This window comes from Flavobacterium sp. T12S277 (genome assembly GCF_048514875.1).
GTDB lineage: Bacteria > Bacteroidota > Bacteroidia > Flavobacteriales > Flavobacteriaceae > Flavobacterium.
This window is the reverse complement of record NZ_JBLYEG010000002.1, coordinates 431,038-456,192: the sequence shown is the minus strand read 5'-3', so window position 1 is coordinate 456,192 and position 25,155 is coordinate 431,038. Positions and strand designations below refer to the sequence as shown.

The 25,155-nt window shown below is 35.9% G+C and carries 23 protein-coding genes; 16 read left to right on the top strand and 7 right to left on the bottom strand.

The genetic code is table 11. The features are described 5' to 3' along the window. Positions 1-2: 2 nt before the first annotated feature. From ACN1CN_RS06175 to dusB, 16 genes are all read left to right on the top strand, one after another. The gene (locus ACN1CN_RS06175) at positions 3-260 is read left to right on the top strand and encodes a phosphopantetheine-binding protein (protein WP_017496902.1); all 258 of its coding nucleotides are present in this window, start codon (positions 3-5) and stop codon (positions 258-260) included. Positions 261-377: 117 nt separating this feature from the next. Continuing rightward, on the top strand, positions 378-1,577 hold the full coding sequence (locus ACN1CN_RS06170; RefSeq protein WP_419135011.1) for a beta-ketoacyl-[acyl-carrier-protein] synthase family protein: 1,200 nt from the start codon (positions 378-380) through the stop codon (positions 1,575-1,577). Continuing rightward, a complete protein-coding gene (locus tag ACN1CN_RS06165; protein ID WP_419135010.1) occupies positions 1,568-2,635 on the top strand; it encodes a beta-ketoacyl synthase N-terminal-like domain-containing protein in 1,068 nt (355 codons plus the stop codon). The genes ACN1CN_RS06170 and ACN1CN_RS06165 overlap by 10 nt, the downstream gene beginning before the upstream one ends. Continuing rightward, a complete protein-coding gene (locus ACN1CN_RS06160; protein WP_419135009.1) occupies positions 2,632-3,408 on the top strand; it encodes a polysaccharide deacetylase family protein in 777 nt (258 codons plus the stop codon). Before ACN1CN_RS06165 ends, ACN1CN_RS06160 begins: the two co-directional genes overlap by 4 nt. 118 nt (positions 3,409-3,526) lie before the next feature. Further along, a complete protein-coding gene (locus ACN1CN_RS06155; protein ID WP_264525872.1) occupies positions 3,527-4,153 on the top strand; it encodes an outer membrane lipoprotein carrier protein LolA in 627 nt (208 codons plus the stop codon). After that, entirely contained in the window at positions 4,119-4,754 is a 636-nt protein-coding gene (locus ACN1CN_RS06150; protein WP_264525871.1) for a hypothetical protein, read from the top strand. Before ACN1CN_RS06155 ends, ACN1CN_RS06150 begins: the two co-directional genes overlap by 35 nt. A gap of 37 nt (positions 4,755-4,791) precedes the next feature. Beyond that, entirely contained in the window at positions 4,792-5,421 is a 630-nt protein-coding gene (locus ACN1CN_RS06145) for a porin family protein (protein ID WP_419135008.1), read from the top strand. Between the two features lie 8 nt (positions 5,422-5,429). Next, a complete protein-coding gene (locus ACN1CN_RS06140) occupies positions 5,430-6,044 on the top strand; it encodes an outer membrane beta-barrel protein (RefSeq protein WP_419135007.1) in 615 nt (204 codons plus the stop codon). A gap of 6 nt (positions 6,045-6,050) precedes the next feature. Beyond that, positions 6,051-6,422, top strand: coding sequence for a 3-hydroxyacyl-ACP dehydratase (locus tag ACN1CN_RS06135; protein ID WP_264525868.1), 372 nt, complete (start codon positions 6,051-6,053; stop codon positions 6,420-6,422). A 2-nt stretch (positions 6,423-6,424) separates the two neighbouring features. Beyond that, positions 6,425-6,910, top strand: coding sequence for a hypothetical protein (locus ACN1CN_RS06130; protein ID WP_264525867.1), 486 nt, complete (start codon positions 6,425-6,427; stop codon positions 6,908-6,910). Positions 6,911-6,929: 19 nt separating this feature from the next. Next, on the top strand, positions 6,930-8,117 hold the full coding sequence (locus ACN1CN_RS06125; protein ID WP_419135006.1) for a DUF2062 domain-containing protein: 1,188 nt from the start codon (positions 6,930-6,932) through the stop codon (positions 8,115-8,117). A gap of 89 nt (positions 8,118-8,206) precedes the next feature. Next, complete coding sequence (locus tag ACN1CN_RS06120; RefSeq protein ID WP_419135005.1) at positions 8,207-11,893, top strand: 1-acyl-sn-glycerol-3-phosphate acyltransferase; 3,687 nt, start codon at positions 8,207-8,209, stop codon at positions 11,891-11,893. After that, positions 11,890-13,407, top strand: a complete 1,518-nt coding sequence (locus ACN1CN_RS06115) for a phytoene desaturase family protein (protein WP_419135004.1) — start codon at positions 11,890-11,892, stop codon at positions 13,405-13,407. Before ACN1CN_RS06120 ends, ACN1CN_RS06115 begins: the two co-directional genes overlap by 4 nt. Before the next feature lie 6 nt (positions 13,408-13,413). Beyond that, positions 13,414-15,081, top strand: a complete 1,668-nt coding sequence (locus ACN1CN_RS06110) for a C45 family autoproteolytic acyltransferase/hydolase (protein WP_419135003.1) — start codon at positions 13,414-13,416, stop codon at positions 15,079-15,081. Continuing rightward, positions 15,078-16,364: a phenylacetate--CoA ligase family protein gene (locus ACN1CN_RS06105; RefSeq protein ID WP_419135002.1), complete on the top strand. Its 1,287-nt coding sequence runs from the start codon at positions 15,078-15,080 to the stop codon at positions 16,362-16,364. Before ACN1CN_RS06110 ends, ACN1CN_RS06105 begins: the two co-directional genes overlap by 4 nt. Before the next feature lie 146 nt (positions 16,365-16,510). Further along, positions 16,511-17,503, top strand: coding sequence for a tRNA dihydrouridine synthase DusB (dusB, locus tag ACN1CN_RS06100; protein ID WP_264525861.1), 993 nt, complete (start codon positions 16,511-16,513; stop codon positions 17,501-17,503). A 56-nt stretch (positions 17,504-17,559) separates the two neighbouring features. Here dusB and ACN1CN_RS06095 read toward each other — a convergent pair whose 3' ends face one another. The 7 genes from ACN1CN_RS06095 to ACN1CN_RS06065 all read right to left on the bottom strand — a co-directional run bounded on the left by ACN1CN_RS06095 (position 17,560) and on the right by ACN1CN_RS06065 (position 25,121). Continuing rightward, entirely contained in the window at positions 17,560-18,165 is a 606-nt protein-coding gene (locus ACN1CN_RS06095; RefSeq protein ID WP_419135001.1) for an N-acetylmuramoyl-L-alanine amidase family protein, read from the bottom strand. 55 nt (positions 18,166-18,220) lie between these two features. Continuing rightward, on the bottom strand, positions 18,221-19,648 hold the full coding sequence (locus ACN1CN_RS06090) for an MATE family efflux transporter (protein ID WP_419135000.1): 1,428 nt from the start codon (positions 19,646-19,648) through the stop codon (positions 18,221-18,223). 169 nt (positions 19,649-19,817) lie between these two features. Continuing rightward, on the bottom strand, positions 19,818-21,017 hold the full coding sequence (locus tag ACN1CN_RS06085; protein WP_419134999.1) for an ABC transporter permease: 1,200 nt from the start codon (positions 21,015-21,017) through the stop codon (positions 19,818-19,820). A 1-nt stretch (position 21,018) separates the two neighbouring features. Further along, the gene (gene rbfA, locus ACN1CN_RS06080) at positions 21,019-21,411 is read right to left on the bottom strand and encodes a 30S ribosome-binding factor RbfA (protein ID WP_264525857.1); all 393 of its coding nucleotides are present in this window, start codon (positions 21,409-21,411) and stop codon (positions 21,019-21,021) included. A gap of 281 nt (positions 21,412-21,692) precedes the next feature. Then, positions 21,693-22,946 (bottom strand): murein hydrolase activator EnvC family protein, encoded by a 1,254-nt coding sequence (locus ACN1CN_RS06075; protein WP_291286399.1) that lies wholly within the window; start codon positions 22,944-22,946, stop codon positions 21,693-21,695. Positions 22,947-22,969: 23 nt separating this feature from the next. Continuing rightward, positions 22,970-23,755 carry a DUF4292 domain-containing protein gene (locus ACN1CN_RS06070; RefSeq protein ID WP_419134998.1) on the bottom strand — a complete coding sequence of 262 codons (786 nt, stop codon included), beginning with the start codon at positions 23,753-23,755 and terminating at the stop codon, positions 22,970-22,972. Positions 23,756-23,768: 13 nt separating this feature from the next. Then, positions 23,769-25,121, bottom strand: coding sequence for a tetratricopeptide repeat protein (locus tag ACN1CN_RS06065; RefSeq protein WP_419134997.1), 1,353 nt, complete (start codon positions 25,119-25,121; stop codon positions 23,769-23,771). Between the last annotated feature and the right edge of the window lie 34 nt (positions 25,122-25,155).

Here is a 25,155-nt window from a genome sequence, read left to right as displayed (position 1 = left end):
TCATGGAAGCATTAAAAGAAGAATTAAAAAACAAAATCATTACTACTTTAAACCTTGAAGATATCGCGATCGAAGATATTGCAGATAACGACCCTTTGTTTGGAGATGGTTTAGGTTTAGACTCCATTGATGCGCTTGAATTGATCGTGATTTTAGATAAGGATTACGGAATTAAACTGGTTGATCCAAAAGAAGGGAAAACCATCTTTCAATCCATCGAAACTATGGCTGCGTACATTAGCGCTAACAGAACGAAATAGACTGCTTAAACTTGCTTAGATTTTTAGACTAGTTAATAGAATTATCTAAAATCTCAAAATCTAAGCAAGTCTGATGTCTAAGAAGTCTAATATCCAATAATCTAAGCAAGTCTAAAAATGAAAGGTGTTGCAATAACCGGAATGGGAATTATCTCCTCGATTGGAAATTCAGTCGAAGAAAACTACATTTCGTTAATCGAAAATAAAGTTGCGGTAACGCGTATCGAAAACATTGAAACGGTTCACGCTGATATCATTAAAGTAGGGGAAATTAAAAAAACCAATGACGAATTGGTCAAAGAATTAGAACTTACTCCTGATAATAACTTTTCGAGAACGGCCATGATTGGCACTTTCGCCGCAAAACAGGCCGTTAAAAATGCCGGAATTACTTCTATAAATGAATTCCGAACCGGACTTATTTCCGCAACAAGCGTGGGCGGAATGGATATGACTGAAAAGCACTATTACGATTATTTCAAACATCCGGAACTGGTAAAATACATTACTTGTCACGATGGTGGTGATGTAGCCGAAAAAATTGCAGAAGAGTTAGGTTTAAAAGGAATTGTTACCACAATAAGTACCGCCTGCTCATCGGCAGCAAACGCAATTATGTTGGGTGCAAGACTGATAAAATCCGGGAAACTGGATCGCGTAATTGTTGGCGGAACCGATGGTTTGGCAAAATTCACGATCAACGGATTCAAAACCCTCATGATTTTATCTGACGATTACAACAAACCTTTTGACAACAACCGCAAGGGACTAAATCTGGGTGAAGCAGCTGCTTTCCTGGTTTTAGAATCTGATGAAGTTGTAAAAAAGCAAAACAAAAAAGTACTGGCTCGTGTTTCAGGTTATGGTAATGCCAATGACGCTTTCCATCAAACAGCTTCTTCAGAAAATGGTGATGGTGCTTACCTGGCCATGAAAAAAGCCTTTGATATTTCGGGTTTAAAACCTGGTGACATTGACTATATCAACGTTCACGGAACAGCAACTCCTAACAATGACCTGTCTGAAGGAAGAGCACTACTTCGAATTTACGGAGACGAAAAAGTACCCGATTTTAGTTCGACAAAACCTTTTACGGGACATACTTTGGCCGCCGCGGCAGCCATTGAAGCCGTTTATAGCGTTTTGGCCATTCAGCATAGTGTAGTTTATCCAAACCTGAATTTCGAAACACCAATGGAAGAGTTTGATTTAAAACCGCAAACTTCTTTAAAAAATAAAAATATCGAACATGTTTTGTCTAACTCTTTCGGGTTTGGAGGTAACTGTTCGACTCTTATATTTTCAAAATGCAATTAAAAAAAACATATATAAATGGAATAGGTTGTATTTCGACTCAAAAAACATTTGATACTGTTTTTTTAGAAGAAGCCCTTCACAATCACAACCAAAACGTCCTTGAAATTGTTCCGCCGGTTTACAAAGATTATATTTCTCCCGCAGCCATCAGAAGAATGGCAAAAGGAGTCAAAAACGGAATTGTGGCTTCGGCAATTGCCATGAAAGATGCACAAATTGAGAATGTGGATGCCATTATTACCGGAACAGGATTAGGATGTATCGAAGACTCCGAAAAATTCCTGAAAAATATCCTTGATAATAAAGAGGAATTCTTAACCCCGACATCCTTTATTCAATCGACTCATAATACGGTTGGTGCTCAAATTGCCCTGTTGCAAAAATGCAACGGTTACAATTTTACCTATGTAAACGGAGCTGTTTCTTTTGAATCGGCACTTTTAGATGCTAAAATGCAAATTGAGGAAGAAGAAGCACAATCTGTTCTCGTGGGTGGAGTTGATGAAAATGGCGATTATACTACTGCTCTTTTTAAATTGTCAGGACGTATCAAACAAGACAACCAGCAACCTTACCACCTTTTAGATTCTACTACAAGCGGTGCCGTTTATGGAGAAGGTGCCAGCTTTTTCGTTTTAGAGAATGAGCGAAAAGAGACTACCTATGCAGAAGTACTCGACATCGCAATCATAAACACCCTGGACGACAACGAAATTGAAGCTGAAATTATCTCCTTTTTGAAATCCAATCAATTAGACGTTTCGGATATTGATGCTCTGATTTTAGGATTTGACGGCAATGTAGATTTTGAAAGTTATTATAAAAATTTAACTGAAAAGGCCTTCGCCCAAACCCCTCAATTGTATTACAAACATTTGAGTGGTGAGTACGATACCGCATCGGCTTTTGCTTTATGGATGGCGTCTAAAATTTTAAAAACACAGGAAATCCCTGAAATCATAAAAGCGAATTCGGTTGAAAAACCGGCTTACCAAACCATTTTATTGTACAATCAGCTCAACGGAAAAAATCATAGTTTTACGTTACTTTCAAGATGATAACGCATAAAAACATTTCGTTATTCTTTCTCTTTTTATTGCTGCTATTGCTTCTTTTAAAGCTGTATATCGCAATTAACTGGGTATGGTTTATCGCAATTGTTTTAATTTGGTTAGGCATAAACGCGGTAGGCTCTTCTATAATTTCTTCTAATTATCATGTAAAAGCATACTGCAATAATCCGTTGGAAACCGAAAAAAAGATTGCCCTTACGTTTGATGACGGACCAGGCGTTTTTACTTTAGAAGTTTTGGAATTATTGAAAAAATACAAGGTAAAAGCGACCTTCTTTTGCATTGGAAAAAACATTGAAAAACATCCTGAGATTGTAAAACAAATTATTGAAGAAGGGCATTTGGTTGGCAATCATTCGTACAGTCATTCTAATTTTTTTGATTTTTATACTGCCAAAACAATAAGAGAAGAAATCAAAAAAACAGACACCCTTCTGGAAAAATACACCTCCAAAAAAATAAACTTCTTTCGTCCGCCTTATGGAGTTACAACGCCTTCGATCAGAAGGGCTTTAAAGACCACCGGTCATAAAGTGATAGGATGGAATATCCGATCGCTGGATGGCGGAACCAAAAATCAGAATTTAATTTTCAACCGAATTATAAAACGTATTTCTCCGGGTGGAATTGTACTTTTACACGACACCGGATCACACTCTGTTTTGGTATTGGAACAGTTTTTGCAATTTTTGGAGCAAAACAATTACAAGGTGATTTCGACCGAAGAACTTTTGAATCTTAAAGCTTATGAAAACTGAACGCAGATGAAGCAGATTCGCTTACGCGAAGACGCGGATAAAAAACGGATTTTAATACTTTAGTCTGTGAAAATCCTTTAATCTGCGGCAAAATAATAAAGCGCAATTCGTAATAAATATGAAAACTAAAATAGCACTACTACTCCTATTGATTTCAGGCAACTTGTTTGCTCAGGAACAGAAAATGTCTGATGCAGAAATTACTGCTTTCAAACAGGATGTAAATGTAGTTTCAAAAAAAATAAAAACCCTGAGTACTGATTTTGTTCAGTACAAACATCTTGACTTTTTATCAAAAGACATTGAAACTTCGGGAAAGATGATTTTTAAAGAGCCTTCATTGCTGCAATGGCAATACAAAAAACCATATAATTACAGTATTGTTTTTAAGAATGGGAAAATCCTCATTAACGACGAAGGCAAAAAAAGTGCCGTTGATATTGGCAACAGCAAGATCTTCGGAAGAATCAATAAATTAATTGTTGGAAGTGTAAGCGGCAATATGTTTGACGATAAGGAATTTACGATTTCTTACTTCAAATCAAAGGGACAAAATATTGCTAAATTTGTTCCGAAAGATGCCACCTTAAAAAAATACATCAAACAAATTGAACTGACTTTCGACAAAGAAGAAGCAACTGTAGTTCAGGTTAAACTATTAGAATCCTCTGAAGATTATACCCGAATTGTACTTAAAAATAAAGTGATCAATGCAAAAATCGACGATTCCGTTTTTAATAATTAATTGCTTTCTGGCGATTGTTTTGGTTTCTTGTAGCGCAGTCACAAAAAACTATACCCCTAAAAAACTAGACCGAACGTCTTACCAGGTTCCTTATTTCGCCGATTCAAAAACCGATTATGTATATAAAACCAACATTACGGTTTACGGTCATGAAATGTCGGGAATCTTCATCGCCAAAAAGATCAATGACACCACACATCGTATTGTTTTTACTACCGAATTTGGCAACAAATTACTAGACTTTGAGATTTCTGAAACGGACTTTAAAGTCAATTCGATTGTATCTGAATTAGACCGAAAAATCCTGATTCATACGCTAAAAGAAGATTTCCGTTTGTTACTAAAAAAAGATTATCTGATTCAGCAACAGTTTGAAAACGAATCTGCTGACATTTATAAATCTCCGGATGGAAAACGTGACAACTATCTTTTTATCTCCAAAAAAGACCACAAATTAGAAAAGGTCGTTCAGTCTTCTAAAACAAAAGAAAAATTTACACTGACATTTAGTTCAGAAAACGATATTTTTGCCGAGAAGATTTTGATTAATCATCAAAATATTAAGTTGAAAATTGAATTAAATTACTTTAAATCAGAATAAAAATTTAAACTAAACCTAAACTTAAATCAAAACCAAAATGAGAAAAATAACCGTAATTGCCTTCGTTTTATTTGTTGGAATTATAACGTCAAATGCCCAGGTAAAGGTTAGTCCGGGATTTCGCGGAGGTTTAAATGTATCGGATTTAAGTAATATGCCGGAAAATAGCAGTTCAAAATCTGATTTTTATCTTGGTGCATTAATGGCTATAAAATTCAATAAATATTTTACGCTGCAACCGGAGTTGAATTATTCGAGACAGGGTGCTGATATTCGTCTGTCTTATTTAGATTTTGACAACAATACTTCTCGTCGCAGAAGTCAGAAAGCCGAAATAAATTATCTGACACTTGGAGCAGTGGCTAAATTTAATTTTAAAGGAAAAGGTTTCCACGTATTAGCTGGTCCATCTATAGATTTTAAAACCAATGATAATTTTGACAAATTTGGCGAGAACCCTGTTGATGTTGATTTTGCTATTGTTGGCGGAGTTGGATATACCCTTCCAAACGGATTAACTTTTGAAGCCCGCTTAAAACAAGGATTAGTTGATATTTATGGATATGACAGATATGATTATGACAATGAAAACAGACGCTATTATGATGACATTACTTTAAATCAGGTTTTCCAAATAGGTATTAGTTACACTTTCAAAGTAAAATAAATTAAATCATGAACAAAAGAAATTTAGTAATTATCGTATTGGCCTTGTTTGCCCTAACAAGTGTACAGGCACAAGTAACATTCAAACCGGGTTTAAGAGCCGGAGCTTCTTTTTCTACATTCTCCAATACACGTTCAGACTATAGAACTGATTTTTATATAGGAGGTTTTGGTGAAATCAAATTAACTAAAATTTACACGTTACAGCCGGAAATCACTTATAGCCAGCAAGGAGCGAGTAATGTTAAAACTTATATCAGTTATAATAATGGCAATGATGTTGTTCAAACTAAAACTTTAGAAATCGACTATCTTTCTATTGCTATGGTTAATAAGTTTACTTTAAAAAATGGCTTTCAGTTTCAGGTTGGTCCAACTTTAGACTTTAGATTACAGGACAATTTACTTTATGAAAAATCAGATATTGACCTGGCGTTTATAATGGGTATTGGTTATAGATTGCCTTCCGGATTAACTTTTGAAGCTCGTTTCAAAAAAGGAGTTGTGGATGTTCTGGATAGTGATTATTACGGCAGCAATGGTAACAATAATGATTACTGGTTTAGAGATTATAATACAAATGTTAGTTTTCAATTAGGTGTTTCTTATCCTTTTGGCAAATAAAAAAATATGGTTTTAAAAGATTTTTACACAGTTCTTTCCGAAGAAAAAACAGGAGATTCTAAATATACAATTGCGATTTTGGTCAATGAAAAACATGACGTTTTCAAAGGTCATTTTCCGGGGAATCCAATTATGCCGGGAGTTTGTATGATCCAGATTATTAAAGAACTTACGGAATCAATTACCAAAAGTACTTTGATGATCCAGACGCTTTCAAATGTAAAATTTATGGCATTAATCAATCCCGAAATAAATCCTGAATTGCGTTTAGAACTGGATATCGTTACAACAGAAGAAGATTTGGTTAAGGTGAAAAACACCACTTATTTTAACGACACCGTTGCCCTGAAACTGAGCAATGTGTACAAAAAGATATAACTATGAAACTATTACTGTCTTTACTTTTATGGATTAATTTTGCAGGTACTCCGGATTTGGCCAGCGTTAGAAAAATGTACTCTGACGTCACAAAATCAGAATCGAATGCTAAAGAATTTTCACAAAAACTTGCCGCTGTTTCTAACAACGATGATACCATTTTGGTGGCCTACAAAGCGGCCTCTATTTTATTGGATTCAAAATATGAAGATCGGTTAAAAAATAAAATGGCCCGTTTTAAAGAAGGTGCCAAATTATTGGAAGCCACTATAAAAAACGATCCGAATAATATTGAAATGCGAATGATTCGGCTAAGCATTCAGGAGAACGTTCCCGGAATTACCGGTTATAAAAAAAATATTAAAGAAGACAAAAAATACCTCACGGACCACTACGCTGAGCAAAATGCTACTTTAAAAGAATACCTAAAAGACTTTATTTTACAATCAAAGAGTTTCTCCGAAAAAGAGAGACAATTTGTAAAGTAAACTAAGGAAAAAAATCCCCATGAAACCTACTTTACCACAGCAGGAATTGTTAAGTTCGACTCACTTTTGTGTTATTGTTCCAACGTACAATAATCATAAAACGCTGAGAAGAGTGCTGGATTCTGTTTTAGATTTCACTTCAAATATCATTATTGTTAATGATGGTTCGACCGATGAAACTTCTGAAATCCTGAAACACTATTCGCAATACACTCAAATTCATCATCCTGAAAATCTGGGAAAAGGAAGAGCTTTAAGAAATGGTTTCCGAAAAGCAATCGAGTTGAATTTTGAGTATGCCATTACCATTGATTCAGACGGACAGCATTTTGCTTCAGATATTCCGAATTTTATTGCTGCGATTCAAAACGAACCCAATTCGTTATTGATTGGAAGCCGCAATATGACACAGGAAAATGTGCCTAAGAAAAGTAGTTTTGGAAATAAATTTTCTAATTTCTGGTTTAAATTTGAAACCGGAATTCAACTTGACGATACTCAATCTGGTTACAGACTCTACCCTTTGCGACTCATTCCGAAACGCTTTTATACCAATAAATTTGAGTTTGAAATTGAAGTAATCGTTCGCTCTGCCTGGAAAGGTATTGTCGTTAAAAACATTCCGATTCAAATTTTATACGATCCCGCTGAACGTGTTTCACACTTTCGTCCCTTTAAAGACTTTACGCGAATCAGTATCTTAAATACCGTTTTGGTTCTTAATGCCTTGCTGTATATTAAACCGAGAGATTTTTTTAGAAGAGCAAAAAAAAAAGGTTTTAAACGATTCTTCCTTGAAGATATTTTAGAGAGCAGCGATTCTAATTTTAAGAAATCGGCGGCAATTGCTTTGGGCATTTTTATCGGAATTTCTCCTTTTTGGGGATTTCAAACCGTATTGCTTTTAACTTTTGCTACCTTACTTAAGCTCAATAAAGTGATTGCTTATCTGGCTTCCAATGTGAGTTTTCCGCCGTTCATCCCTTTTGTTATTTACGGTTCCTTAAAAATGGGAAGTTATTTTGTTTCGAATGATGTTGCACTAACTTTAGATGGCTCGCTTACACTCGATGATATTCAAAAAAATGCTACACAATATATCGTGGGAAGTCTTATTTTAGCATCCGTTTTAGCGCTCTCAACAGGTTTAATCAGTTATTTGCTTTTAACCGCTTTTAGTTCTAAAAATAAAACAAAGATTATATAAGTTTGGCCACGCATTAAAAAAATTATTTTTTGCTAATTCGTGAAATTCGTGGCGAAAAAACTATAGCCCAAAAACAATATTAAATACTTATGCATCACTATTTCTACGCCATTCATTTGTTTGTAAACCGACGAAAAACGTTATCGGTTGCTTTGGCTGTTTTGATGCTCTTTGCTTTTGGATTTTTTGCCTCACAAATTAAATTTGAAGAGGACATCACCAAACTGATTCCAACCAACGATAAAGCAGATGCTACAGCAAAAGTGCTAAAGCAGCTTAATTTTGCCGATAAAATTACCGTTATTTTCAAACTCGATAAAAACGGAACCGAAGAAGATTTAAAGGAAATGGCAACTGCCTTTTCAGACAGTGTTGCCCAATCCTGCAAACCCTATGTAACCGGAATTCAAGGAAAACTTGATGAAGAAAACATTCAGGAAACCATCGATTTTGTCTACAACAATCTGCCTCTTTTTCTGGAAAATAAAGATTACAAAGCTCTGCAAAGTAAACTTCAGAAAGACAGTATTGCAGCGACAGTTCAGGGCAATTATAAGTCCATTATCTCTCCGTCCGGATTTATCACAAAAGATTTTATTCTACAGGATCCGTTGGGAATTTCATTTATCGCTTTAAAAAAATTACAACAATTAAATATTGGCGACGATTTTACCCTTGACAATGGTTTTGTCATGACCAAAGACAAAAAGAAACTCCTTCTTTTTATCACCTCCAATCTTCCTTCGAGTGAAACCGAACAGAATACCATTTTTGCCGAAAAACTAAAATCCATTCAGGACCAGCTAAATCAGAAATTCAAAACCAAAACTTCGATCAGTTATTTTGGCTCGGCACTCATTGCCGTGGCAAATGCCAATCAAATCAAAAGTGATATCATTCTGACCACTTCGATTGCCATGTTTACGCTGATGTTGATTTTGATTTTATTCTATCGAAAAGTACTTATCCCTTTAATTATTTTTCTTCCCACCCTTTTTGGAGCCTTGTTTGCCGTAGCCTTTTTGTATTTTGTGAAAGAGCATATTTCGGCCATTTCACTCGGAATTGGATCTATTTTATTGGGAATTACCATTGATTATTCGATTCATATCCTTACCCATTACAAACATAACAGCGATGTAAAAACACTGTACAAAGACATTACCATGCCGGTAATTATGAGCAGTTCAACCACGGCCGTTGCTTTTTTATGTTTGCTTTTTGTCAAATCCGATGCCTTAAATGATTTGGGAATTTTTGCTGCGGTTATTGTAATGGCTTCCGCATTTTTCTCTCTTTTAATCGTTCCGCATCTCTACAAACCAAAAGAAAACAATGCAGAACACAAGAAAAATGTGATCGATAAACTCGCTCATTTTTCCTTTCACAACAACAAATTCCTAATCGGTTTTTGCATTTTAATCATTATTGTTTGTTGTTTTACGTATAAAAATGTGGGATTCAATAACGATTTGTCGCAATTGAATTTTATTCCGAAGGAAATAAAAGCCGCTGAAAAAGAGCTGGAAGAAAGCACAAATCTTACCTCAAAAACCATTTATGTGGCCTCCTACGGAAATAGTATGGAAGAGGTTTTACAAAATAACTCTGCCCTGTTTACCGATCTGTCAAAAGAAAAACAAAACGGCAAAATATTAAATTTTAGTTCTGTTGGAGGCATCATGCTTTCCCAACAGGAACAACAGCAAAAAATCGATCAGTGGAATTCGTTTTGGGACGCCAACAAAAAACAGCTTTTACAAACCGGACTAATTGCCGAAGGTTTAAAACTTGGCTTTAAACCCACCACCTATACTGCCTTTTTTGATCATTTAAACTTTGACTTCAAACCCATTTCGGCACAGGAATACCTGAAAATACAGCCTTTACAACTAAAAGAATTTGTAACCGAAAAAGACGGTTTCTTCACGATTTCTACTCTGGTAAAAGTAAGTCCGGAGCAAAGAGATGCTTTTGTAAAATTGGCCACCGCTAAAAAAAATCTGATTGCGATTGATCGTCAGCAAATGAACGAAACGTTTTTCAGTACTTTAAAAACCGATTTTAATTCGCTGGTCAATTATTCGTTTGTAGCTGTAATTCTGATTCTGTTTTTCTTTTTCCGAAGACTCGAATTGGTCATTGTAAGCTGTATTCCGATTGCTTTAACCGGAATTGTTACAGCCGGAATTATGGGCATTTTTGGCATTCAGATGAACATCTTCAGCATGATCGTTTGTACCCTTATTTTTGGTCACGGTGTCGATTTCAGTATTTTTATGACCAGTGCCCTTCAAAAAGAATATACAACGGGGAAAAATGAAATTGCCATTTACCGAACTTCTATTATTCTTGCAGTCATCACCACTATTTTAGGAATCGGTGCCATGATTTTTGCACAGCATCCTGCCCTGAGATCGATCTCGTCTGTGTCTTTAATCGGGGTTTTTGCAGCACTTATTATTACGTTTATTTTCTACCCGATTCTTTTTAAACTATTCATTTCAAACCGTTCCAAAAAAGGGAATCCTCCATTTGTACTGCGCACTTTTATTCACGGTGTAATTTCCTTTTTCTACTACGGTCTGGGCGGAATTGTGATGTCACTTTTTTGCATCACCATCATGCCGATTCTTCCGATAAAGGAGAAAACAAAAATGAAAGCCTTCCGTTACGTGATCTCAAAATTCATGAAATCGGTATTGTATTCCAATCCGTTTCTTCGTAAAAAGGTCATTAATAAATTTGGTGAAACCTTTGAAAAACCGGCCATTATTATTGCCAACCATTCTTCTTTTATTGATATTCTGGCCATGGGAATGCTTAGTCCAAAAATTATCTTTTTGGTAAGCGACTGGGTGTACAATTCTCCTATTTTTGGCGGTACCGTTCGAAAAGCAGGTTTCTATCCGGTTTCGGAAGGGATCGAAGGCGGAGTGGAACATTTGCGTCAAAAAGTAAACGAAGGTTATTCGCTCATGATCTTTCCTGAAGGAACACGTTCTGAAAGCAATCTGGTCAAGCGTTTTCACAAAGGTGCATTTTATCTGGCAGAAGAATTTAATCTGGATATTATTCCTGTGGTCATTCACGGCGCTTCAGAAGCCATTCCAAAAGGTGATTTTGTCATCCATAACAGCCAGCTTACGGTTTCAATTTTAGAAAGAATTGCTCCTGATGATCTTTCTTTTGGAAAAAATTATGCCGAGAGAACCAAACAAATGAGTGCTTTTTTTAAAGAAGAGTACCGCAAAATTCGTCAGCAGTTAGAAGGTCCTGACTATTTCAAAAAAATGCTTCTGCACAGTTACGATTACAAGGAAATTGAAATTATCAACAGTGTCAAAAACGATTTAAAAAACAATCTGGAAACCTATTACCGTTTAAACAAACAGTTTTCGGCGAATGCCAAAATATTACATTTATCGAATGATTACGGGCAATTGGATGTGTTGCTAAGCTTGCAGGAACCCCAGCGAAAAATAACTTCCTTTAACGAGGATGAAGAAAAACGGGCGGTTTCAAAAACCAACTATTTTTTAAAGAAAAGAAAAATAATTTATCCGGATCAATTAGAAGCTGTACTTGAAAATCAATACGATGTTCTTTTGATTTCTGACGAAAGTTATAACGAGGATCCTGAAAAAATCATTTCAAAATTTTCTACCATAATTTTAATATATTGCCAACATTATAAAACAAAATTAATGACCTCCGGCTTTGAAATTCTCTCAGAAGAAAAAGGCATTACGATAGTAAAGAAAAAATTAGCATGAAAGAGCATTACGATGTTGTAATTGTTGGCAGCGGACTTGGCGGATTGGTCTCTTCGATTATTCTCGCCAAAGAAGGTTATAGCGTTTGTGTACTCGAAAAAAACAATCAGTATGGTGGAAATCTCCAGACTTTTGTGCGCGATAAAACCATTTTTGATACCGGAATTCACTATATCGGAGGCCTAGCAGAAGGACAAAATCTCTACAAATATTTTAAGTATTTGGGGATTATGGATCATCTAAATCTTAAAAAATTAGACGATAACGGTTTTGATATCATCTCTTTTGAAGACGATCCAAATGAATATCCTCATGCACAGGGTTACGCCAATTTTACGGCTCAACTCATACAATTTTTCCCCGATGAAAAAGCCAATATCGAGGAATACTGCAAAAGAATAAAAGCAATTTGCGAATCTTTTCCGCTCTACAATTTAGAATGGGAAGGGAAATACGACAATGAAATTTTAGGTTTAAACGCCAAGCAAACGATTGAAGAATGCACCCAAAATGAAAAGCTAAAAGCGGTTCTGGCCGGTTCTAACTTTTTGTATGCCGGAATTGCCGATAAATCACCGTTTTATGTTCATGCGCTTTCTGTAAACTCCTACATACAAAGTTCGTGGCGGTGCATTAATGGTGGAAGTCAGATAACAAAACAACTTTTAAAGCAGCTCAAAAAATACGGTGGCGAATTTTACAAATACAAAGAAGTGACCCGTTTTAATGTCGAAGACAAAAAAGTAACTTCGGTAGACATGAAAGACGGAACCCGTGTTTCCGCTTCTTATTTTATTTCCAACATTGAACCCAAAACGACCTTGAAAATGACTGGTGAAGAACACTTCCGAAAATCATTCTACAGTCGGGTTCAAAGTCTTGAAGGTGTTATTTCGGCTTTTAGTCTGTATCTCGTTTTTAAACCGGAAACTTTCAAATACATCAATCACAACCACTATCATTTTAAGAAAAGCAGTGAAGTCTGGAGCTCTCATGATTATGATGATGATTCCTGGCCAAAAGCTTTTATGGCTTCTATGAATGCCTCAAAAAAGCAGGAAGAATGGGCCGAAGGGATGACTTTTATTACCTATATGAAATACGATGATGTACTTCCGTGGAGCGATACTTTTAATACTACCGTTGAAGAAAATGACCGCGGAGAAAGTTATGAAGAATTTAAATCCAGGAAGGCAGCGAGATTTTTAGAAGAAATCGAACTGAAATTTCCGGGTATCAAAAACTGTATTCAATCGGTTCATACCTCGACACCGCTCTCCTATCGGGATTATATTGGAGGTGACAGCGGTAATATGTATGGATATGTTAAAGATTCCAGTAATCCGATGAAAACGCTAATTCCGTCAAAAACCAAACTGAATAATTTATATCTTACAGGCCAAAGTATTAACATGCACGGTGTTTTGGGAGTCACCATTGGCGCTGTGGTAACCTGCTCTGAAATTGTTGGAAAAGAGTATTTAGTAACCAAAATCAATCAGGCCTCTGAATAAAAAGCTATGAAAAACCGAATTATACTCTTTTTCATTATCGGTTTTTTAATGATGTTAGCATCTTGCGGAACATCAAAATCTATGCGTCACCAGCCTGATCTAACCCAATATAACGCAACAAAACCTACCGTAATCAAAATAGCTGACAGTGTTTTTGTTTCCGGAAAAAATTCACTTTTAAAAAACAAGCAGGGCCTCTGGGAATTGTATGCCGAAGGTGATCCTCTGGAAATAGGGCTCAATACCGGTGCTTTGTCAGATTCTCTTTTAAAAAAGCAGGAGCATATTTTCTTCTCTAAAATACAGGATATTGTTCCTTCAAAATTTCAGCAAAAACTTCTTCGTCATTTCCTCAAATGGTACAATCGGAAACTCTATTCAAATGTTCCCAACGAATATCAAACCGAGATTTTTGGCGTTTCACAATATACCTCACGTGATTTTGATAATATAGCGCCGCAGTACCAACGCAGTTTATACCTGCATGCCGCACACGATATTGGTCATGCACTGCAGGATCTGGCTTTGGTCGGCTGTTCCTCTTTTGCTGCCTGGGGAGAGAAATCGGAAGACGGGAATTTAATTCTCGGACGTAACTTTGATTTTTATGTGAATGATGCTTTCGCAGAAAACAAAATCGTAGCGTTTATCCATCCAAAAGAAGGCCACAAATTTATGATGATTACCTGGCCCGGAATGATTGGTGCTGTTTCCGGAATGAATGTAAAGGGACTAACTGTTACCATTAATGCCGGAAAATCTAAAATCCCACTGATTGCCAAAACACCCATTTCGATTCTTACCCGCGAAATATTACAGCATGCTCAAAACATCAGCGAAGCCATTGCCATTGCCCAAAAAAGAGCTGTTTTTGTATCAGAATCCATAATGGTAGGAAGTGCCGAGGACAACAAAGCGGTTCTAATTGAAGTCACACCTAAAAGAATGGATGTTTACGATGTTCCAAACAGCGATCAATTGTTGTGTTCCAATCATTTTCAGGGAGAGGAATTAAAAAACGACAAACGCAATCAATCCCAAATTGCTAACAGTCATTCCGAATATCGTCTCGAGAAAATGAAGGAACTTTTTTCTGAAAATCCGAAAATCAATCCCAAAATTGCATCCGATATACTGCGCAATAAAGAGGGTTTGAACAACATTAGTCTGGGGTACGGAAATGAAAAAGCATTGAACCAGTTGATGGCCCATCACGGTGTTATCTTCAAACCTGCAACAAAACAGGTTTGGGTATCGGCAAATCCGTATCAATTGGGCGAATTTGTCTGCTATAATCTGGACACTGTTTTTAAAGAGCGAAAAACAGATTCAATTGTTTCGTTTCAGCAAGTAAATTTAGACATTCCGAAAGATCCTTTTTTAGAAACTGTTTCTTATAAAAATTACCGGAAATTTAGAACCGAAGATCACAAGATCGATTTGTATCTGAAAAACAAAGAAACCATAAGTCCTGAGTTTATTCATAATTACCAATCACTAAACCCTGATTATTGGGTTGTGTATTACAAAGCAGGGTTGTACTTTTATCAAAAAAAACAGTACCAGCTTTCCCTGTCTAATTTTGAAAAAGCTTTAACAAAAGAGGTCACCACTGTTCCTGACAAAACAGTCCTTGAAAAATATTTAAAAAAAATCAAAAGAAAATTACAATGATTCCATTAATAGAAAAAAATTCTTTAGAAGAAATTAAACTTTTTCAAGAGCAGAAATTAGCGGAACTCTTACACTATATCGGTCAAAATTCTCCTTTTTACAAACGTCTTTTTGCCGGACAAAACATTGATCTTTCGAAGATTAAAACACTTGAAGACTTACAGCATTTGCCCGTAACGACAAAAGAAGATTTACAAGAATATAACGATGATTTTTTGTGTGTACCGCAGCATCAAATTATTGATTATGCCTCTACTTCCGGAACTTTAGGCGATCCTGTTACTTTTGGTTTAACCGATTCTGATCTGGACCGTCTGGCTTATAACGAAGCCATTTCGTTTGCCTGTGCCGGAATTGCTGAAGGCGATGTAGTACAGCTTATGACTACCATTGACCGAAAATTTATGGCTGGTCTGGCTTATTTTCTCGGATTGCGAAAATTAAAAGTGGGTGTCATTCGGGTAGGTGCCGGAATTCCGGAACTGCAATGGGATTCTATTTTAAAATACAAACCATCTTACCTCATTACCGTTCCTTCTTTTTTACTAAAGTTGATCGAATATGCCGAAGCACACGGAATTGACTATAACAACTCCAGCATAAAAGGAGCAATTTGTATTGGGGAATCTTTGCGAAATCAGGATTTTTCCATGAATACTTTGTCTAATAAAATCACTGAAAAGTGGAACATTAAGTTGTTTTCGACTTATGCTTCCACCGAAATGAGTACTGCTTTTACCGAATGTGAACACGGCGTTGGTGGTCATCACCATCCCGAACTGATCATTGTTGAAGTTTTAGATGAAAATAACATTCCCGTAAAAGAAGGCGAAATTGGCGAATTGACTTTTACCACTTTAGGTATTGAAGCCATGCCTTTACTGCGTTTCAAAACCGGAGATATTGTACAACTACACAACGGCCCTTGTGCCTGCGGAAGAAATACTTTGCGTGTTGGTCCTGTTGTTGGCCGTAAAAAACAAATGATCAAATACAAAGGCACAACACTTTATCCGCCAGCGATGAATGATGTTTTGAGTGGTTTTGATAATATCGAAAATCATATTATCGAGATCTCTACCAACGATTTGGGAACCGATGAAATCCTAATAAAAATAGCCGTAAAAAATCAAAGCCCTGAATTTTTACAGGAAATCAAAGACCATTTCAGAGCCAAATTAAGAGTAACGCCAAAAATTGAATTCGCCGCAAAAGAAGCTTTGAATCCTTTGGTTTTTAATCCGATGAGCCGAAAACCTATTCGTTTTTTTGATTACCGTTGAGAAGGCTCAAAGGGACAAAGGTTCAAAGGGACAAAGGTTATCAAAAAACCTAAAAAAAACCTTTGAACCTTTGCCACTCTGAACCTTTGAACCTCAATTTGGTACAAATTGAACTAAATGTTGTAATTTTGCAAAAAATATTGAAGATGGTCAAGATTGGCAACATAGAATTACCCGAATTTCCTTTATTACTCGCACCGATGGAAGATGTGAGCGATCCGCCGTTTCGCAGATTGTGCAAAACGCATGGCGCTGACTTAATGTATTCTGAATTTATTTCGTCGGAAGGATTGATTCGTGATGCTATCAAAAGTCGAATGAAGCTGGATATTTTTGATTACGAACGTCCGGTTGGAATTCAGATTTTTGGAGGAGATGAGGAGGCAATGGCACTTTCATCTAAAATTGTTTCTACCGTTAAACCAGATTTGGTTGATATTAACTTTGGATGTCCGGTAAAAAAAGTAGTTTGTAAAGGTGCCGGAGCCGGAGTTTTGAAAGATGTAGATTTGATGGTACGTTTAACAAAAGCGGTTATCAGAAGTACTGATTTACCTGTTACGGTAAAAACACGTTTGGGCTGGGATGAAAGCTCCATCAACATTGATGAAGTTGCCGAAAGACTTCAGGATATTGGTGTTCAGGCTTTAACAATTCACGCCAGAACCCGTGCACAAATGTACAAAGGCCACGCCGATTGGTCGCACATTGCACGTGTAAAAAACAACCCGAGAATCACCATGCCTATTTTTGGAAATGGCGATATCGACAGTCCGGAAAAAGCCTTAAAATATAAAAATGAATACGGTATCGACGGAATCATGATTGGTCGTGCCGCGATTGGTTATCCGTGGATTTTTAACGAAATAAAGCATTATTTTAATACCGGTGAGCACTTACCTGCTCCAACCGTTATTGATCGCGTTGAAGCCGCCAGAAACCATTTAATGTGGTCAATGGAATGGAAAGGTGAACGCTTGGGAATTGTAGAAATGCGCCGCCATTACACCAATTATTTCAAAGGAATCCATTCGTTTAAAGAATACAAACAAAAACTGGTTACTACAGATGAACCTGAAAATCTTTTCGCCATTATGAAAGAGATCGAACAGGTTTATGCGGGGTATGAGTTTGTTTAAAAAATAAGAAAGGCCTTCAAAATTGAAGGCCCTTTTTGTATTTAATAAAAGCTGTTTTACTTTACTGCTTCTAATATTTTATCAGCAATTTCGGCTTGTCCTTTTTCGCTGGTAATATAATTTCTGTCATTTATGTTTGACAAATATCCAACTTCCAGAGTCATTGCGGGACAATTTGAATTTTTCAAAATATAAAATGGAGCTTCTTTAACTATTCCTTCTGAAAAGTAATTAGCGACTACTTTTTCAAGTAAAGTTTCCGCATATGCTTTAGATTGATCGTGAAATTTTGCATTTGAAGAAATGTAGGCTTCTATCCCGTTCTTACTAAAATTTGGTGAAGAAGCAAGGTGTAGCGAAATCACTAAACTCGGATTAAGATTATTGATGATTGAAACTCTTTCTTTTAATTCCATTTCATGATCTCCATCACGAAGTAAAACAATCTCCAGGTTCTCATTATTATTCTGAGCTTTAATTTTTCTCGCAATTTTTTCTACGATGCTCTTCTCCTGAACATCATTTAAGGTTGCCCCAAAATCATTTCCTCCATGACCGGCATCAATTACAATAATCTTTTTGTCAAAAGGTTTAAAAGCAAAAATAATCCCTAATCCTAAAATTCCTAAAAAGGTTGAAAACTTAATTTGATTTCTCATCATGTTAGTTATTGGTTAGCGGTATTTTAACGTTTATTTTTAAGAAATATTGTACAACCTAAACCTGAACACGTTTCCATTTTCCTCTTTTATAAAAGAATATTGCGGCAAGCGTTATGGCCGTTTCGGCAACCGGAATGGCTATAAAAACACCTTTTGGTCCCATATTAAAATGTTTGGCTAATGCATAGGCTAACGGAATCTGGAACAACCAAAACCCAAAGAAATTAATTCCTGTTGGTGTCCAGGTATCTCCTGCCCCATTAAAGGTATTGGTCAAAACCATCCCTATTCCGTAGAAGACAAATCCGATACTCATGATTTGCAATGCCTCGACCGCAACGCTTTTAACCAAATCATCATTCGTAAAAAACGAGATAATATACTCTCCAAAACACAGTGTAACGATCATGATGGTTGCCATAAAAATTACGTTGTATTTTGCTGTGGTAAATACTGATTTTTCCGCGCGATCAACTCGTTTGGCTCCCAGATTTTGCCCCACCAAAGTTGCGGCGGCATTACTTAATCCCCAGGCTGGAAGAATAAAGAACATCATTATTCTAAGAGCCGTTTGATAACCTGCCGATCCGTGATCGCCTCCCGTGGTAGCCACCAACTGTGCCAGAAAAATCCAGCTGCAGGAAGCTATAACAAATTGTAATACTCCTGGGGCTGCAATTTTAACTAAGGCTTTTATCTGCGTGAGGTCCGGAATTAAATAAGAAACTTTAATTTTTAAGACTCCATTTCCATAGAACAAATGATAAATCTGGTACAGCACCCCAAGGCTTCTTCCTGTGGTGGTAGCAATCGCGGCACCAATTAAACCAAACGCAGGAATTGTAGCAAAACCATTAATTAGTATCGGACATAAAATAATATTACAAATATTGGCAATCCAAAGACTTTTCATTGCAATGGCCGCATTTCCCGCACCACGGAAAATTCCATTAATCAGGAATAAAAAGGTAATACTTAAACTGGAACCAATCATGATTTGAGTGTATCTAAAGCCATGTTCGGCTGCATCTGCAGATGCTCCCATTAAAAGAAGAATATCTTTTGCATAGATAATTCCAAAAATGCTCAGAAAAATACTCAGCACAAATGCAATAAATAACGCCTGCATACCTGCTTTTGCAGCGGCAACAGGATCTTTTTCCCCAATTCGTCTTGCCACAACAGCCGTTGCTGCCATACTCAATCCGATGTCCAGAGAATATATAATAGTTAGAACCGACTCGGTTAATCCTACGGTTTGAATCGCAAAACTGCTATGCTCCAAATGCCCGACAAAATACAGATCGACCAACGCAAAAACGGATTCCATCATCATTTCCAAAACCATCGGAATGGCTAATAGAATGACTGCTTTTTTAATGTTTCCTGCGGTGTAATCAAAAGATTCGTCTCCTTTGAGTGCTTGTTTTAAAGTAGTGTAAATTTTAGAAAATAAACTTTTCTGTATGGTAGTTTCTGTCATGATATATTAAGATAAATGATAAAATTTGTCCAGATGTAAGAATCTGAACTCAAAAAATAAACGTAAGTATCCTAATTATTCCAAAAATAAAATAGGACTAAGCAGAAACAATCATATGCTGTAGATTTTTAAGACGATAAATATAGGTAATATTTTCCTTGTAGAAATATTAATCTAAAAGCTTTTTACTTACCCGGCTGCTTGCTATTAAAGAAGCAACAAAACCAAGTGATACAATGGTTCCCATAACAATGAGTACATTTTCTAAAGTAAAAACGACCGGGTATGCCAAAGTTGGTGTCAGCATAATCAGGTTGTATTCCTGTTGAAGCAGGACCAAAATAATTCCCAGAACAAGACCAATTAGACCTCCAAAAACACTCAATAACGTTCCCTGAAGCAGGAATATTTTTCGCAAACTGTTGATTTCTGTTCCCAGATTAAAAAGTGTTTTTAAGTTTGCTTTCTTCTCTAAAATCATCATGATTAAAGCTCCGACTAAATTAAAAAGAGCTACAATGATCACCAGTGTAAAGATCAGATAAACCACAATGTTTTCGGTATTGAGCATCTTGTACAAAGACTCGTTCAACTGTGCTCTGCTTTTTATCGTGACTTTATTTTTGAATACTTTTTGGAGCTGCGATCTGATCGCACCTTCATCGGCATTTTCTTTCAGATTGAATTCTATTCCCGAAATCTGATTTGATTTGTACATTAGTAATTCCTGCGCCAGACTCAAATCAGCAAAAACATATTTTGAATCTAAATCCTCACTGATGGAATAAATGGCGACTGGTAAAACGTCTGTTTTATTAAACGCTTCTTCCGGGTTTTCAATAGCTCCTTTTCCGGGTTTAGGCGCAAATATTTGCAACGGGTTTTCGAAATCAAGGATTCCTAACGAAAAATCGCGGGCAATTCCATAACCAATAACCACCTGATACGTATCTGGTTTCAGCCATTCTCCGTTAAAAAGTTTTTTCCTGATATCGTTAACAACCACATAGTTTTTGTCAACACCTTTTAGATACGTTACCAGCTGTTTGTCTTTAAACAAAAACAAAACCCGCTCTTCGATTATCTTGCTGTAAGAAGCAATACCTTCAATGTTTTTAAGCTGAGCTTCCTGATCCGGTGTGATTAAAAATGATTTCCCATAGGTACTGCTCATTTTTAAATCAGGATCTATTTCGTTTGTAAACGAAAGGCTGAAAACTTTTAGTCCGCTAAAAACGGACAAAACCACAAACAAAGCCATTGTTCCAACAATAATTCCCATGCTGGCAATACGATTGATGATATTAATAGCATTGTTTTTACTTCTGCTAAAAATATAACGTTTGGCTATGTAAAGGGGGAAATTCAATTTATGATTTTCTTCTTTTTTCTAAAAGATCACGGTTTTCAATTGGGTTTTCTCTGTTGGATAATGCATTATCAATCTTTTCGATATAATCTAAAGAGTCATCAATAAAAAATACCAGATTCGGTACACGACGCAATTGCAGACGCACACGTTGTGATAAATCATGTTTAATTAAAGTTGTATTTGACTTTATGCCTTCTAAAGTTTCTTTTGCTTTGTCCTGAGGAAAAATGCTTAAATAAACTGTCGCCACAGATAAATCTGAAGTAACACTAACTTTGGATACTGAAATTACTAAATTAGTGATTCCGTTTTTTCGCACTTCACCTTGCAAAATATCAACCAAATCTTTTTGGATGACACCGCCTATTTTTTTCTGTCTGTTTGTTTCCATACTGCAAAAATACTATTTTTAAATTTCAATCGATACAATTTCAAATGAACAATAGGATGATTTTTGTATTCCGGTTCACTTTCTTTCAAAAAAAGCCCTTATTTTAAAGAAAAGTTGGAGGTTTAGGAGGCTGAAAAACCCGTACAAAATTGAACAAGTACCTTTGTTTGAGCTTAGGCTTTTACCCTTCAGGTTCTTAAACTTTTAAAACAAGAAAAAATCCCTTTCACTGAAATGTATTCGTGAAAGGGATTTTTCTTTTAGTTCTGAACCCAATAGTTTTATCTGTTTTGCAGCCATCCTTCCGGATTATTATTGGATGTATTTTGAAGAATTAAGAATTTAATGATTGTTTTTCCGGTGTCACCACTGGTTCTCACTTTTCCAATGCTTTGTTTTACATTTACTTTGTCGCCTTTCTCAACAAAAACCTGACTAAGATTTTGATAAACCGTAAAGTAATCTCCATGCTGAATCATAACAGCTCTGTTTATTGGCGATAAAACAATTACACTCGATACTACTCCTTCAAATACAGCGCGTGCACTGGCTCCTTGTTCGGTAGTAATCTCAACTCCTGAATTGTGTACCGTTAGTGACGGATAAAGCGGATGTGGCTGATCACCATATCCTAGTGAAATAAATCCTTTTTCTACCGGCCAAGGCAATTTCCCTCTGTTTGCTTTAAAATCGGCCGCCAAAATTTTTCCTTCCGGAGTCAATGCAATTTTAGAGGATGAAACCGGAGTTTTAGACGCTGTCGATCCCGGGTTTTCTTTTGCTCTTTCCAGGGCCGCTTTTCTGTTGGCCTCAGCAATTGCCTCACGAATCAAACGATCAATTTGTCTGTCAATTCTTTTGGCTTCCTGTTGTTTACTTCTGGTATCGGCAATAATTTTGTTTTTGTCCTTTTTAATCGAATTAACTAATTTTTGCTGTTCTTTCTTTTCAGTTTCTAAACTTTGTTTTTCTTTTTCATTTTCAGCAATAATCTTCTTCTTTACAATACGCTGACCGTTCAGTCTCGCATTATAGTCTTCCAGCTGTGCCGTTTTGGATTGAATTTCCAATCCCTGGTTTTTTCTGAAATTGGTATATTGTTTTAAATATTGTGCTCTCTTGTAGGCTTGTAAAAAACTCTCTGAAGATAAAATAAACATGGCTCTACTTTGCTCCGAACGACTCTTGTATGATTTAAGTATCATTTTAGAATAGTCCGCTTTTAGTACTTCCAGTTCTTTTTTCAGTTTATTAACCTTAACCTGATTAATATACATATCATTACTCAAAAGTTTTTCCTGCTTTGCCGTAGTATTAATCAGCTTCTCTTTCAGCTTTATTTTATTGGCCTGAATTAAATAAACATTTACTGCCGATTTTTCTTTTTTCTTTACCGACTGCAACATTTTTTCATTGTCTCTAATTTCCTGTTGAATTTGAGCTTTACGCTGTTCCAGTTTTTCTTGTTGCGAATCTTGCGCCCACATAAAAGTAGTGGCACATATAAAAATTAGGCTTAGGAGAAATTTTGGCATGTTTATATTTTCTTTTTGCAAATTTACTTAATTATAACTTTCTTATAACCGCTTGGCACACTGTAAGGGAAAGAAAGTTCTTCGTTAAATGAAATCGTATTGTAATTCAAACTAATATTTGTTTTTCCTTTTGGTTGAATCGCACTGATTTCAACACTTGTTGGAAGTATTCCCTGATTGAAAACTTTACTGTCACCATAAGAAATCTGCAACATTCTGTTTTCTGATGGCTGCGAGATTTCTTCTTTTTGCAACAGGTATTTTTCGGCATCCAGATAGAATGTCTTTTTCAAATTAGAATCTTTTTCATCTTCTAAACGAAAAAGGTTGTCTACGATGGTCTGTGCATATTTCCCTTTTCTCAAATCATCTAAGGCTTCACCAACCAATAAATTCTGAACTTTACTGTAATCCAATTCGGTTCCCAGCCATTTGCTTAAACTTGTAAAATCGCCTTCGTAATAAGTACTGTTTATTTTCTCGTAATAGCTTACTGCTGTTGGGGTAATCAAAGCTTTTGCCATGGTAATCCCCAGAAAACGAACACTTACTAAAATTTGTTTGTCTTTTTCAATTTTAATCTCGGCCGTAACATTTTGACTTTGTTTATCGTCAACATATCGCGCTCCGGCTTTTATGTACAGCGTTGAAAAATCTAACTTATTGTTATAATGATTCTCTACTACTTTTTTTTCTTCTTTTGGAGTAACTTCTTTTACTTCGCTATTATTGTTCTGCACAGCGACTGCCTTTGATTTACAAGAAATCATGAAAACCGACAGTACTGCTATCGCTATATATTTTTTCATCTGCACCTGTTCTTTACTTTTTTTTCTTTAATAATTCATTTGCCTTCAAAAAGTATTCCTCTTTTTTCTTAGCATCTCCCAAACCATTGTAAGCCTCTCCTAACTGAATATTAAAATTTGCTTCGAGTGTTTTGTCCTCTACCACATAATCAAGCCCCATTTCTAAAACGGTTTTTGCATTTTTAAATTGCTTTAACTGATTATTTCCTAAACCGGCATAATAGTAAAATTGCGGCTGACTTGGATAAACCTCAATCATATTCATTGCCCGTTTGGTCATCGGTTCAAACTGTTTGGACTGCGCATATGCTTCAAGTAAAAGCAAATTGGTTTCACGGTCTGTTTCTGAATTGGCTTTTAAATCTTTTACATAATATTTAATCGCATTTTCAAACTGACCTTTGCTGTGATAAAATTTTCCAATTTCTTTCGCCACATCAACATTCGAATCATTATCAAAATAAGAAATCGCTTTCTCTAAATCCGCTGCATACTGTGGGTTCTTGTTCGCATAAATCAAAAACTCATTTAACGTACGGTGTTTTATTTTAGAATCAATTTTTGAACTTGCCAAAATTACATTCATTGCCTTAATTGCTTTATCAGCCTGATTGGCGTCCAGGTACACTTTAAACAAACTTACCTGCGCCCATTCTGAAGTTGAAATTTCCTTAGCCAGTTGTTTCGCAACATTCAGTGCCTTATCTGTTTCTTCTGCTTTTGAATATAAAAAAATCAGATTTACATAATTTGATTCCTCTTTTGGATGCTGTTTGATCTGATTAATTAAGTTATCAATTTCTGCATTTTGGTATTTTCCCTGAGATAAAATCTGCAATTTGTATCGATCGCGATCTTCCGATTTTCCGAACTTATCGTTCATTTCATTGATTGCCACCAATGCTTTATCAAATTGGTTGGTAATCATATACAACGAAATCAGATCGTCTTTATACTCTTCATCAAACGCAATTATTCTCTGAATCGTTTCAATCGCTAAAGGATAATTTTTAGTTTCATAACTTACGTCATAGATTCCCAACCAATACCATTTGTTTTTTGGATCCAGCTGAGTTGCTTTTTCAAATGAATCCTGTGCACTTCGATAATCTTTTAAAGACAGATAGTTTTTCCCGAGTTCAAAGTAAGCTACCGCATCATTAGGTTTTAACTTGATGCATTTCTGCAATGAGGTGATGGCTTTATCATAATTTTCAATTCCTTTTTGTTTTAATGATTCATAAAAAGCATCCTGATACTCATCGGTTGCCATAGCAATATCTTCCGGTTCTGTCTGAGCCATAATCGAAATTGGGTTGCCAAGCAAAACGAAAAATAAAATTGCGATAACTCCTTTTTGTATCATTTTTAAAATTTATTTTTTAAACAAAAACGAATCT